General features: G+C 33.3%; 22 protein-coding genes. 3 read left to right on the forward strand and 19 right to left on the reverse strand.

The annotated features are described in order from the left end of the window. The first annotated feature begins 244 nt into the window (after positions 1–244). Positions 245–556 (forward strand): hypothetical protein, encoded by a 312-nt coding sequence (locus QQZ16_RS11750; RefSeq protein WP_235252059.1) that lies wholly within the window; start codon positions 245–247, stop codon positions 554–556. Positions 557–646: 90 nt separating this feature from the next. Here QQZ16_RS11750 and QQZ16_RS11755 read toward each other — a convergent pair whose 3' ends face one another. From QQZ16_RS11755 to QQZ16_RS11785, 7 genes are all read right to left on the reverse strand, one after another. After that, the gene (locus QQZ16_RS11755) at positions 647–1,438 is read right to left on the reverse strand and encodes a DUF817 domain-containing protein (protein ID WP_235252073.1); all 792 of its coding nucleotides are present in this window, start codon (positions 1,436–1,438) and stop codon (positions 647–649) included. Positions 1,439–1,440: 2 nt separating this feature from the next. Further along, entirely contained in the window at positions 1,441–1,656 is a 216-nt protein-coding gene (locus QQZ16_RS11760) for a helix-turn-helix domain-containing protein (protein ID WP_031540115.1), read from the reverse strand. 10 nt (positions 1,657–1,666) lie between these two features. Further along, on the reverse strand, positions 1,667–2,149 hold the full coding sequence (locus QQZ16_RS11765; protein ID WP_031540116.1) for a DUF2975 domain-containing protein: 483 nt from the start codon (positions 2,147–2,149) through the stop codon (positions 1,667–1,669). A gap of 237 nt (positions 2,150–2,386) precedes the next feature. Beyond that, complete coding sequence (locus QQZ16_RS11770; RefSeq protein ID WP_235252060.1) at positions 2,387–2,566, reverse strand: hypothetical protein; 180 nt, start codon at positions 2,564–2,566, stop codon at positions 2,387–2,389. 90 nt (positions 2,567–2,656) lie between these two features. After that, positions 2,657–2,833, reverse strand: coding sequence for a hypothetical protein (locus QQZ16_RS11775; RefSeq protein ID WP_235252061.1), 177 nt, complete (start codon positions 2,831–2,833; stop codon positions 2,657–2,659). A 93-nt stretch (positions 2,834–2,926) separates the two neighbouring features. Continuing rightward, positions 2,927–3,589: a DUF1801 domain-containing protein gene (locus tag QQZ16_RS11780; protein WP_235252062.1), complete on the reverse strand. Its 663-nt coding sequence runs from the start codon at positions 3,587–3,589 to the stop codon at positions 2,927–2,929. Positions 3,590–3,610: 21 nt separating this feature from the next. Next, a complete protein-coding gene (locus QQZ16_RS11785; protein ID WP_235252063.1) occupies positions 3,611–3,985 on the reverse strand; it encodes an iron chaperone in 375 nt (124 codons plus the stop codon). 186 nt (positions 3,986–4,171) lie between these two features. Between QQZ16_RS11785 and QQZ16_RS11790 the strand changes: the two genes are divergently transcribed. After that, positions 4,172–4,453: a hypothetical protein gene (locus tag QQZ16_RS11790; protein WP_031540120.1), complete on the forward strand. Its 282-nt coding sequence runs from the start codon at positions 4,172–4,174 to the stop codon at positions 4,451–4,453. A 493-nt stretch (positions 4,454–4,946) separates the two neighbouring features. Here QQZ16_RS11790 and QQZ16_RS11795 read toward each other — a convergent pair whose 3' ends face one another. Beyond that, positions 4,947–5,102: a hypothetical protein gene (locus QQZ16_RS11795; RefSeq protein ID WP_155986793.1), complete on the reverse strand. Its 156-nt coding sequence runs from the start codon at positions 5,100–5,102 to the stop codon at positions 4,947–4,949. A 171-nt stretch (positions 5,103–5,273) separates the two neighbouring features. On the opposite strand from QQZ16_RS11795, the gene QQZ16_RS11800 reads away from it, so the two are divergent. Next, positions 5,274–5,840: a non-canonical purine NTP pyrophosphatase gene (locus QQZ16_RS11800; protein WP_031535834.1), complete on the forward strand. Its 567-nt coding sequence runs from the start codon at positions 5,274–5,276 to the stop codon at positions 5,838–5,840. 81 nt (positions 5,841–5,921) lie between these two features. Here the strand turns inward: QQZ16_RS11800 and QQZ16_RS11805 are convergent, their stop codons facing one another. The 11 genes from QQZ16_RS11805 to QQZ16_RS11855 all read right to left on the reverse strand — a co-directional run bounded on the left by QQZ16_RS11805 (position 5,922) and on the right by QQZ16_RS11855 (position 12,657). Next, positions 5,922–6,371, reverse strand: coding sequence for a hypothetical protein (locus tag QQZ16_RS11805; protein WP_235252064.1), 450 nt, complete (start codon positions 6,369–6,371; stop codon positions 5,922–5,924). Positions 6,372–6,874: 503 nt separating this feature from the next. Continuing rightward, a complete protein-coding gene (locus tag QQZ16_RS11810; protein ID WP_031535839.1) occupies positions 6,875–7,159 on the reverse strand; it encodes a hypothetical protein in 285 nt (94 codons plus the stop codon). Positions 7,160–7,312: 153 nt separating this feature from the next. Further along, a complete protein-coding gene (locus QQZ16_RS11815) occupies positions 7,313–7,495 on the reverse strand; it encodes a hypothetical protein (RefSeq protein WP_031535841.1) in 183 nt (60 codons plus the stop codon). Between the two features lie 158 nt (positions 7,496–7,653). Next, complete coding sequence (locus QQZ16_RS11820; protein WP_235252065.1) at positions 7,654–8,472, reverse strand: pentapeptide repeat-containing protein; 819 nt, start codon at positions 8,470–8,472, stop codon at positions 7,654–7,656. A 22-nt stretch (positions 8,473–8,494) separates the two neighbouring features. Then, entirely contained in the window at positions 8,495–8,680 is a 186-nt protein-coding gene (locus QQZ16_RS11825; RefSeq protein WP_031535842.1) for a PspC domain-containing protein, read from the reverse strand. Between the two features lie 77 nt (positions 8,681–8,757). After that, positions 8,758–9,303: a GNAT family N-acetyltransferase gene (locus tag QQZ16_RS11830; protein ID WP_031535846.1), complete on the reverse strand. Its 546-nt coding sequence runs from the start codon at positions 9,301–9,303 to the stop codon at positions 8,758–8,760. Between the two features lie 20 nt (positions 9,304–9,323). After that, a complete protein-coding gene (locus tag QQZ16_RS11835; protein ID WP_048717395.1) occupies positions 9,324–9,854 on the reverse strand; it encodes a class I SAM-dependent methyltransferase in 531 nt (176 codons plus the stop codon). 2 nt (positions 9,855–9,856) lie between these two features. Then, complete coding sequence (locus QQZ16_RS11840; RefSeq protein WP_048717393.1) at positions 9,857–10,069, reverse strand: hypothetical protein; 213 nt, start codon at positions 10,067–10,069, stop codon at positions 9,857–9,859. A 31-nt stretch (positions 10,070–10,100) separates the two neighbouring features. Then, entirely contained in the window at positions 10,101–10,670 is a 570-nt protein-coding gene (locus tag QQZ16_RS11845; protein WP_031535848.1) for a histidine phosphatase family protein, read from the reverse strand. Between the two features lies 1 nt (position 10,671). Beyond that, entirely contained in the window at positions 10,672–11,160 is a 489-nt protein-coding gene (locus tag QQZ16_RS11850) for an NUDIX hydrolase (protein ID WP_231512509.1), read from the reverse strand. Between the two features lie 246 nt (positions 11,161–11,406). Beyond that, a complete protein-coding gene (locus QQZ16_RS11855) occupies positions 11,407–12,657 on the reverse strand; it encodes a DUF445 domain-containing protein (RefSeq protein WP_031535851.1) in 1,251 nt (416 codons plus the stop codon). Positions 12,658–12,754: the final 97 nt, after the last annotated feature.

Below are 12,754 nucleotides of genomic sequence, written 5' to 3' on the forward strand. Positions count from 1 at the left end.
TCTGTTGTAAACTGATTCATAGGGAAGACCTCTTTTCTAGGATTGGTTGTGGTGACTTAATTCTACCAAGAGAAGGTCTTCCTTTTTACATGGAAATTTTCATTTACACAAAATATTTTATACTCTCTTTTTAAGATATAGAAATCTGCTTTCATTTACTGATTAGGATTATAATTATTATTTGTGTTTTTATCTATATGGTTGCTCGAGAAAAATTAATTACAGAAAAGGAAGAGATTTGATAATGAAGATTACCTACAGTATTCTAAGAGAGCTTCACAAGGGTATCGATTTACCAAAACCAAAAGACTATTGTTTAAAACAGCGGGAATTTGAAAATTTTATCTTTTTTTTAGAAAAGGAAGGATATATTGAAAGAGTACTTAGAATCGATACCTTTTTCTCACTAAAGCCAGCTAGACTAACGAAAAAAGGATATAAATTTTTAGAAAGCCACCAATACTTAGAGGATTCTTATCCGGATAAACAAGATATGATGAAATGGCTCCAAGCGGAAAAGGAAATGTACTCTAATGGAGCTGATGAGGAGGATTAATAATTTAACAAAGGAGCTCCAAGACTTTATTGCAATCTAATTTCATCAAGGAGCTGGCAACTACATTTACTTTTTCCACTACCATTTTTTTCATATCGAATTAGTATTTACTTTACTATTAGTCATATTACCCTTAACCTGCTTCAAGGTTGCCACAATAAGAAAGCTAACAATCACCAATAACAGCCATGAGCTCACCTTTCCCAGATGAACGAGACTCCAGGCATCTCTTTGGTTTGGATATTCCCATGCACTGAAATATGTAGCAATGTTTTCTGCTATCCAAATAAAAAATCCAATCAATAAAAAGGAGAGGGCTAGTGGCATACGATATCTAATACCATTTACCTTGTATAATACCCAGGACTTCCAAAACACGATTAGTACCAATCCAGATAAATACCAACGAATGTCCAGCCAATAATGATGGGTAAAAAAGTTCAAATAAATGGCTGTACTAAGAGGAACAACAACTAAAAATGGTGGCCAATTTACTAGCTCTACCTCTAATCGCCTCCATGCCTGACAGAGAAAACTCGCTACACTTGCGTACATAAAGCCGCTATATAATGGGACGCCATATATTTTTGTATAGCCGTCTTCAGGATAAGACCAGGAATCCATATGTACTTTAAAAAGCTCCAGCGCAAGTCCGATTAAATGGAAAACGGTTATCACCTTTAACTCATCCATCGTTTCAAGACCGGTGCGTACCATTAGCCACTGCATCAAAAGGCAGATAAGTAGCAGCCAATCGTATCTTGGTATCAAGGGAAGTTCTATCATTTTAGTGAGTGCCAAAGAAACAAAAATAACGACAGGAAATATACAAGATAATGCTTGTTCCCAACCAAAATAGATAAGCTGCTTTAGACCTTTCATCATTAGATTTCTCCATCATTTCTATATTCCAAAATATCACCAGGTTGGCAATCCAACGCTTCACAAATTGCATCCAGTGTGGATATCCGGATTGCTTTTGCCTTGCCATTTTTCAAGATAGAAAGATTCGCCATTGTAATTCCAACCTTTTCCGATAGTTCAGTCACACTCATTTTCCTTTTTGCTAACATCACATCAATATTGATTATAATTGCCATTTATATCACCTCAAACGATTAAGTCATTTTCTGATTTTATATCAATTGCCTCTTTTAATAGCTTTTGAAGTACGGCAGCAAAAACGGCAATCACCATCGAAGCAAAAATCAGAATCAGTCCCATTAAAATGATCCCAGGGGCATCATCCACTTCTGCTATAAGGTAAAATAACGGCAAACCCAACACAAAAATAGCACTAATGGAGATGGCACAGTTTTTTATTTTCTTTAATGCATTTACCGATAAATCCGAGAATGCGTCATTCCTATCAATATAGTTTAACAGTTTAAATGCTTGATACAATGCAAAGTAGAAAGGAATAGCTGCAGCATAAAAATCAAGCATTATTAGATATTTTATATAAGCATTATTTGGATACAATTCAGCAGCAAATTTTCCGATTTCCGGTACTAAAAAAATGCATAATGCAAGAATGGGTACTCCAATAAGAATAACAGCAATCTTTAAAAAGAGCGTTGAAACCTGTTTCATCAAAAACACCTCACTTATTTATTTCTATTTGAATTTACCATATCATTTATCGTTTTACAATAAATTATTATCGTTTTATACACTTTTTTTATTGTTTTTTTTAAAAAGCAAAATAAAAAGCATTTCTTAGCAAGAGAAATACTTAAAAATTAGATTTATTATCTATATTATTTTTCAATGGGTAGCTATCCTGTTACAAACATAAAGTCTTGGACAAATACTGAAACGGCCTTTAAATCAACCCGGGTGACTTTTATACAATGCTTTTGCCTTCTTTAATTCTCTTTTCATTTGAGGTGAAATTTCTTCTGCTTCTTTTAACGAAAGATCCCCAATTAACAGATCAATCGCTATTTTTCTTATGTTTTCTTCACGAGACTGATGCAAAATGTAGGAAATACAACTAATTTGGTCCATCCATACACCTCTCTAAACATATTTTTATGTATTATTCTATGTTTAGACAGAATACTCCTTCTTTATATGCCATTCGTAAATCAGGGCAATTCAAATCTGTCTTTTACAAACAATTTGAATTAGGTTCCCATCGAATTCTTGCACCCACCTTGCGCGTAAATCTTTTAAAAAATCATGTGGGACAGATAACATGGTAGCGCCATTTTCTATTACATATTGAATAGCGATTTGTATCTTTTGTCCATAACACGATTTCTTATTAGGCATTTTATAGCTCTTTATTACGCTTTTTCTTTCAGTATAAAAAGGAGGTTGTACTTCTTTCGTGTGAAATCAGTACAATCCTCCCATTGAAGTCATTCATTTCTTGCCAACAAACTTATGCGAGCCATCACAATTGGGCATTTTTTGAGATAATCCACAAATACAGTCATTTAAACCCTTGCCATTTAGAATTCTTTCCATTGCTTTTTCAATCCTTGCAACTCTAGTTTTGGATTGCTTTGGTTGAGAAAAATGAAGAATGTATGCTCTTTGTCGTCCTGGCGTCAATGCTTCAAAGGCAGTTTTCAATTCTGGAATTTCTTCAAATTTCGTTTCAAGTTCTTCTGGAATGATGTATTCTTTGTGCTCTTTTATCGTTACTTCCAAACCGGATTTTTCCACTTCAATTGCTTCATGAATATATTCTTTTATGACAGATTCCAATTTCACTATATCCTGTAAGCTAGTAAATCGAATTTGCCTTGCTGCTTGTACATTCTCCGTTTGTTGGATTAGAATTCCTTGAGGATCTTTTAACAGAGCACCTTTATGAAATAAAAGGGCACAATATTCTTTGAATCCATGTATTAATACAATATTTTTATTCTTTATTGTGTAACAAGGATGCATCCATTTAAATTCTTCCACAAGCTCTTCACACTCAAGAACAATTTGTCTTAACTTCACATATTCTTCCTTCCACGGACTATCTTTACTTAAAAATTCCTCTACTTTAGGATTTAGTTTCCTATTTGCCATCCAATAAACCCCTTCTACATTTTACTCTTTTCTCCAAAATGTCATGCAATCTGCTTTATCAGTAATATTAAAATCGATCATTTTCTCAAGTAAGGAGAAATCAACCGGACTTTCCCACTTAATTCGTACCAACTGCTTGGTATGATCATAACCAGCTTGTACAATTGCATCAGAAAATTGGATGATTCCAGCTCTTTCAGGTGCGACTGCCAAATGATGTTTTGCAACGCTAAAGCCAATTATGTATGTATCATGATCTGTGAACATCGGCTGATTCCAGGCAATTCTCGTTACTAAACTAGGGAAATTATTTGTTACCCACTCCAAAACCTCTTTTGTTCTAGCACGATGCGCTGGATTAGCAATGCGTTCTAAATATTCTGCAAAAACTTCCATAATCAGCCTCCAAAAAATCAATCTTGCCTTTTTTGATTCTAGTCTACCATATCTTTCATTCATTTGGTATTCTGATTACAAAGAAGGTGAGAGTCGCGATTTAGTAAAATTTAAGTGAAAATACTAAATGCAGAGCATCCTAGCTTCTATCCCATAATATCAATAAACAATTATCTGGAGGTATGCATGGACGAGAAAAATTGTGACATAATACACCCTAATGGCGTAAAAGAAAAGAAACTGGATCTAATAGTTGAGGATACGATTAAGTATCATGCTAACGGAATAACAATTTGGTCAAAAGGAAAGATTATTGATGATACACCTGATGGCTATTGGGAATGGTATCGTATAGATGGGACAATAAAGCGTTCAGGCTACTTTAACATGGGCGATCCTGTTGGGGAGTGGATCACCTATGACGGCAAAGGCCAAAAATACAAAACCACCAACCGGGATAAAAAATAGGCTTAACAAGTGTTTAAGCCTATTTTACATAAAATGACTGCACTTTAATGTTTTTTATTTGTTAATGTAGTTATCGAATGCAAAGTATATCTTTCTAAATTCGTAGTTCATTTGTCGCATAATTGCTCTTAATACATCTTCATACCTTCTGACTCCCTATTTGCATTATGTAAGGTTATTCCTAAGAACATAGATATGGAGAGTAGATGTAGGAAACGAATTTCTGCAACAGTTAGAACAGCGAAAGCATTATTTAATTCCCAATATTATTTTATGAACTCCCTGATTGTAGTCATGCCTATTTCCTAGTTCAAATTTGGCACTTGCTGAATTCGGATACTTTATAACTATATCAAAAATATAATCTAAAAGTTCGATCTCGTTCTTTTTATATAACCAACCGTTTTCTACAAGCATATCAAAATCCCCACTCTTTTTTAAACATACTCTAAACGCTAAGCTGAGAAATATACTGCACTTATACCAACGTAAATTAATACTGAAACGATGATAAATGCTGAAAGAAGATCCACTTACTCAAGCTAGTCCAATTATTCATCCATCCCCACCTTTTTTTATTCACATCAAACCAGAAACAATCGATGAGAACAGTCAAATCGATAATGATAATCACGATAATCGGATTCATTCTTATCCCCTCCTTTATTATCAGTATATGAAAAGTCATTCCTTTTAATCTTATCTAAAAATTATTTGGCCATTTAGTTGAAATCGAATCTTTTTTCCTCCTAATTTTGTTATATTAAGTAATATAAATAAAATTCAGTATTATTATTATGCATAAGGAGAAACATTTCATATGAAGGAAATTATATTTGTCACAACCAACAAAGGGAAAATTGCATCGGCAGAAAAGGAATTGAAAAATATTAAAGTAACGCCGATACAGGAAGAGTTAAGCGAGCCACGAACAGATGATATTAAAGAAATCGCTAGACAAAAAGTATTGCAAGCATATGAAATCGTTAAGCAGCCTTGCATCGCTTTAGATTCCGGCTTTTTTATCGAAGAATTAAATGGTTTTCCAAGGGCTTATGTAAACCATATGCTAGATACGATAGGTATTACTGGCATATTGAAATTACTAAGAGAAGAAAATAATCGTGCTTGTGAATTTAGGTCTTGTTTAGCTTACTTTGATGGAGAACAAATAACATTCTTTGAGAGTAAATCACCAGGAACTATTTCTGAAGATATAAGAGGATTAGATAATGATAAGAAATGGTCTGATCTTTGGTATATATTTATTCCAAAGAATTTTGATAAAACACTTGCCGAATTTACAGAAGATGATTTTCATAGATATGAAGAAAAGAAAGAAGAATCTTGTATTAGTAAATTTGGTAAATGGTTTGAAGGATTATGATGAATATGGTCAGACCATTTTTTAAGGAACCCAATATTTTTTGGGTTCCTTTTCTCTTCTAAATAGTGTTTACATATAAGATTATTTTAACGGAACTTCAATTTCTAAATCTTTCAATATTTCAGGAGCTTCTTCCTGCATATATTCAATCGTTAGTTCTTTTTTAGAAATATTCATAAATGCTTCTTCGACAATATAATGATCCTTCTTTTTAAAGGTTATGGATGTTTTAGCACCATAATATACTTTTCCCAAATGATCCTTTAACGTAAAATAGTTTGAATGCAGAAATGGAAATTGGCTATTTAATTCATAGGTTAACGTCATTACATTGCCCGTATATTTAACCCCAATAATGTTGATTTTGCCCAATTCTCCCAAATCTAATTTAGTATCTTTTTCTCTAAATGGTTTTTCAATTGGATTATAAGTCCAAATATTTTGGACTATCATTGGTTGAATCGTCACCGAATCTGTATTTTTTTCATCCAACCCTTCAAATGATTCCTGAATAGAATCCATTACTTCCATATTATCCTTTATTGTGATTCCACCATAGCCATGTGTATTATAAATCCAACTCCTCTAGCTCTCTTAATAATAATGTTCTAGTCTTTTAGAAATCACGTCATCCCCCCTTACAGATTCGCTAGTTAGACGATATGGATTTACTATAGGATTCACTTTTTATCGTTAATAATTATCTTCCGTAATTATAGCACCCTTATTTCCCTCATCATGCGATAGTCGGAAAACAAATAAGCTGAATTCTTCCATGAATTCAGCAATTATTTGGAACTTTGAGATTAAATAGACAAAATTGTTCATGTTAGGAATGACCACTCTCTAAAACACTAATAATAGGTAAAATAAAAACTTCACAAATGTCGGAAGCGCTTCGAATATCATATACATTCTCCTAACCTATTCGATTATCTAATATATAATATATGAAGCGGCTATCGATATGTAAACGCCATCTTGTTACCTAATATTAAAATTCCCACAAAAAAACTCTCAAACAGAGAGTTTCCTTAACTTACTTTATAAAATTTATCGATTTTGCCAGCTAAAATTCTTAGAAAGTTATTAATTGTCATATTTTCTATTTTTTTAGAATACCATGACAATTTATTTCCCATATCTTCCCCATCATAATTAACATTTAATGGGACATATCCTTTTGATTTGGACGATAAAGTATGATCGAAGGCAATAATTAATACTTTCCCCTCAGGTGTTTCTAATTTGACCTTGTACCTTGGAAATTTGTATTCAGAACTATACTTAACACCTTTAATCTTAGCCTTAGTTTTCATACATTCTCCTTTTCAAGTGTGTCTATTTACTATTATAGCTTAAATAAATATAATTAGACATCTTTAACCTTTGAAAATCGAAATAATATAAATTTGTCTACACAATTATACAAATAATGTCTTGTTATATTTGGATTGATCTTTCTTTACCTATTATTCTGCATTTGCTATTACCTCAACAGTTCCGTCTTCTGCATAATGCATAATATTCACAATTTTATAATGAGCTTTTTCTATTACAATTGTTTCTCCAATGGAGGGAGCAATTTGATATATCACTTGTTTTGATTGCCAGCCCTTCACTTTATGCTGATATAAGGTATTTAGTCTCACCATGCACAATCTCCTCTTTCTATTGATATTCCAAAGGATTTTGCCCTATATGAATATGTATGCTATTCTACATTTGTCCTTTCCCTTTTAATAAATAAAACTTATTTCAGTTAATGACTTAAGTAAAGAATAGATGTAATCTGACAATCTGTTCAGAACATTTATGAAAGTATTTTCTCTATCCAATGACTTGGTTTTTCCAAATAGTTTGGTATCTTAGTATCAGCATCCCCATTAGCTGAATTAATTTGCGATTGTGTAAGAAATAGAGCACCACCCAAGTTTGCTCCTTTTAAGTTAGCGTCTCGTAGATCTGCTCCAATAAAATCAGCTCTTCTCAAATCACAATTGCTTAAATTCGCAGCAATCATTAATTTTCCTCGAAAATCTTCCCCTTGTAAATTTAATCCCTTTAAATTAGCACCGATATAATTTGATTTTTTCTTTCGTCCTTTTTTTCCTTTATTCGTACTATTCTCTCTATACTTTATGCTTGAAGCAATTAAAAGCTCATTAACTTTATTTCGGTGGGAAATAAGATCGAGTATTAAAATCTCTTTTGGTGTTCTTTCCGTTAGTTCTACTATTGCTTCGTAAATCCGTTGAAGTTTATTATGAAAAGAAGAAGTTTCCTCTAAAGTAAGAGCTTGCCTTAAATAAAAGAGCATTTCATGTAGTTGTTGAACAATTGGAAAGACACGGAACATTTCATCTGCATGTTCTCCCTTCCGCCAGTCCTTTCCATGGTAAATCTTTTGTGATACATGCTGTCCCGCCCCGAAACATTCATAGGATACACAACCGCGGAACCCTGTTTCCCACAATTTGTCATGGATCGAGCATGCGTTGTTTGAACATAAGTTTCTACATGATACCCCACTATCTTTATCAAAAGGAAAATCTGCAGATTCTCCATATGGCAATGCTACACAACATAACCCAAAACAATTATTGCAATCTGACTTTAATGCATTATCCATATTCAAAACTCCCAGTAATTATTCACAAGCTTCTCGGCGAATCAGGCATACTATTTACTAAAATAATGTAAATAAGAATAGAAACGGGCATAGTTAAAAGAAAAATCAATCGAATACCTAAAGGTGTAATACCAAAATATTCACCTATTCCCCCACAAACACCATAAATAGATTTATCATTCTTTGATTTCATCATTTTACGATTCATTCTGATTCTCCTCTTCATCTAACAAGCTATTTGAAATTCCAATGCTTAATAGACTATTGTTTATCTTTTAATTCCCTTCATTTCCGATACTCCATCAGCCAACAATCTTGATACTCCCCTTCATGTAGTTCTCGTTTGGCAAGAATTTTAACTTTTTTCAATCCACATTTTTCATAGCATTTAATCGCCCTTACATTCCTTGTTTGTGGATCCATCACTACTCGATCGGCTTTTTGATTCTCGATTAAGAAATGAATCATCGAACTTACAAGCATTTCCCCAATTCCTTTATTCCAATATGCCACTTCTCCAATAAATTGATCTGTTCCGTATATTAATTCCTTACTATATGTACTATATCCATATAACTTTTTCGCTTCACTATCTAGTGGATAAAATTGTATATACCCTATTGCTCTATTTGAATATTCGACAATGCCTTTTACTTCTTCCTTATCATTAGGCGGATAGAACACCCTATTCACTTTATCTAAATCAAAGGGATTATCTCTTCCTTCATAATACTCAAGGACAGATGGATCTGAAAGCCATTTTGCTAAATATTTATTATCTTTTTTTTCCAATTTACGAACTTTTAAAAGCCCGCTTTCAAATAGTTTCATCTACAAATCTCCATTTTCTATCATTTTCTTGCAATGATTGTAAATTCCCATGGGATATTTTCCATTTTCCAACCACGATGTTCTTCAAAACGCTCTAGTCTTAACCCAGCAGCTATCAATGAATTAATAATTTCGCTAAGTGTATAAAAGCGGATAGAAACATCTGGAAAATCATCCTGTTCTTCTTCAGGAAAAAACTGTTTATAGGCAATATCTCCTGTTTGTAATTCTGTATCAAAATAGGCTAGTTTCACATTAAAATCATCATTCAAGCATTTTAACAAAGGATGGAAGTCACTTAAAATCAATGTTCCATCATTCTTTAAAAGAGAAAACAGAAGTGACATGAAATGATCTATATCCTGAAAATAATGTAGAATCCCACCTTCGAGATAGAGAATATCAAATGCTTCTCCATAAGTCTGTAAATCGATTTCGTAAATATCTCCTACAATATAATTTATAGATGTATTAGCATGATAAGCTAATTCCCGAGCATATCGTTCATTCTCCTTGGATATATCAAAGATTGTTACTTCAGCTCCTAACAGTGCTAATGGAACTGCCTTTCTTCCATTTGATCACAAAGATTGGCAATCTTTTTTCCTTCTACATTCTCAAAAAACGTTTGATGCTTTTTTAAACTTGTTCGAGGATCTTTCAATATTTCTTTCGCCTTTTCCTTTGGGTGCCCATCACGCTTCATCCAAAATTCATAAGCACGGTATTCCCAAGCCACTTTATTAGTCGTACTTTGCTCATTCATAAGGAAATGCTCTCCTTTATAATTTTTCAACTCACTCCCACAGTCTTTTCACTTCTACTAATTCATTTCTCAAAAATTTCATTCGGTAAATATCCGGCTTTGTTGTATGGAGTAAATAATCTAAATCAAACCGCTTGTCATAATAGCCCATCATTAGCGTCATTACTGCACCATGGGTTCCAATTACTATCTTTTTTCCTGCATAGGTATTTAGTAACTGTTTTAATACCGTTATCGCTCGTTTTTGACATACATTGTTAGATTCAGCCCCTGTTAGAGCATAATCAGGATTCAAATATGACCTACTAAGACAAGATTGTAATTCATGATCAGAAAGAGGAGTATCTCCTTGACTAAACACTCTTTCTTTTAAATCCTCAAAAACGAACACCTCTTTGCCCAAATCTGTAGCTAAATCCTTTATTGTTAAAATGGCACGTTGATAAGGGCTCGAAACAAATAGATCTATTTCTTCCTTATGAAGAATTTTGCCGATACGTTCAGAATCTTGTTTCCCTTTTTCCGTTAGCCCTCTTGTTCTTTCTGTGCCTTCTGTTTTTGGCGATTCCCCGTGTCTTACCATGTATATATAGGTTATCACCTTACTCCCCTACTTTCATGCTTCCAATTTGGAGCCACTCTGTAATGGTATTTTTTATAAAATGCTTCTCTATAAAGGTAAGAACTTCCTCGTTTCCCGGTAATGTGACTAATTGCCTTGCTTCATCAAAAGACAGCCACTTGTACTCACTATGCTCCTCATTTAATTCTACAACTTGGTTTTCCTCTACAAAACCAACAAAAACTGGGGCAATATATATGTAATTTTCTAATGGTGAATATAATTGATCAAATGTATTCGAGCTATAGAGATTTACGTTTGTAATTCCTGTTTCTTCCCTTACTTCTCTTAAAGCGGCTTCCCAAGCTTTCTCCCCTTGTTCTAGGCTCCCACCTATATAACACCACATATCTTTCAATATCTGGGTCGCACGTTTCATTAACAAAACATGATATCTTCCCTTTATTTTTTTTAGCAAAACAACAGCAATCCCATTACTATGAATGGGAGTTTCTATTTTGATGTTCACCAATGAACTCTCCCTCCATTCCATCATTCTACCTAATAATTTTTAAAATTTAGATAATATTTATTATAAACTTTCAACCCTTAATATGGAAATATTTTTCCATTTTTACTTTAATGAAGTGAATTAGTGGACGATGCATAATTCCTATCATTATAAGAGTAAAATGAAACTATACTAACAATCCACAACAAAAAAAGCATTCATTTGCGAATGCTTTTTTGGCAATATTTCCTTTTATCTTACACCTTACATCATATTAGCCACTAATTGAAGCGCACTTAAGAACAGACCGATAATAAAACCACATACTGCACCGTTTACACGAATCCATTGCAGATCTTTACCGACGTTATTCTCAATCATATCGACTAGTGTTTCGTTATCTAGCTTATCAAGATTTTCTTTTACTAAATTGCCAATTTGATCATGGTTTTTCTCGATAAAATTAGAAATTTGCTGAATAATCCACGGATCCATCTTTTCGCCATTTTCTTCGATTTTTTCCATTAGTTGAAGAATAAATGGAATTGCTTTTGTTTCCATGAACTCCTCATTTTCAAGAAGCTCGATTGCTTTTTCTTGTGCTTGTTGAAGGCTAGCTAAAATCGTATGATTGGATTCTAGGGAGTCTAGTACCTTATCCTTCCATGTATTGATTCCTTCTAATACTTTATCATTTTCTGGAAGGCTTTCGATTTCCTTGCGAATATAGAGAATAAGCGCTTCACGGTTTTGCTCCCCTTCTCTTTGAAGACTTCGCATTCCACTCAAGCAAAGATTTTGGACAATTTGCCCTAACTTATCTTCCGTTAAAATATTCTGCAATGTTTTTAAAGCAAATTGAAGCATGCCATTTGCCTCTACATTATTTAATACATTCATGGAAACAGAGCCAAGTTTTCGAGCCGTCTCTTCTTTTCTGAGCCACGTTTCTGTTTTTACAAGAACATGATCTAATGCTTTCTTATCAACTTCTTCTGAAATTAATTGATTGGTAAGCAGCTTTAAAATATTACTAATTTGCACATCAGATAAAGCCGCTGACATTTGCTTACGCACAAATGGAGTGATTTTTTCTACATCAATATTGCTAATTGCTTGCTGTGTAGCTTTAATCATCGCTTTCTTTACTGGTTCTGTTTCTATTCTTGTTTTAATGGTTGCTGTGATTTTTTCGGTAAAAGGAATATTCTTCACTTTATCTTGAATACTTTCCTTTGATAACCAATCCTTTTTCAATACATTCACTAATCCATTTACCATTCTATCCCTATTTTTAGGTAATAAAGCGGTATGTGGTATCGGTAAGCCTAAAGGATGCCTAAATAGTGCTGTTACTGCAAACCAGTCTGCTAATCCCCCGACAAGTCCAGCTTCAAAGCCCCCATGAACTAAATGTATCCAAATATTATCTTGAAAAGGGAATGTTAGAATAAATCCCAATCCCATGATAAGAAGTGAATACCTTGCAAGTTTTCTTGATGATTTTTTTTCCACGCAATGTCCCTCATTTTACTTTTAAAATCGTTTTTACATCTTTTTAGGATGTAGAACCTCTATCCTGTAGTATACCAATAATCTCCTAAAAACAGAA

It is taken from the genome of Bacillus sp. T2.9-1, assembly GCF_950097965.1.
GTDB classification, from domain to species: Bacteria; Bacillota; Bacilli; order Bacillales; family Cytobacillaceae; genus Niallia; species Niallia hominis.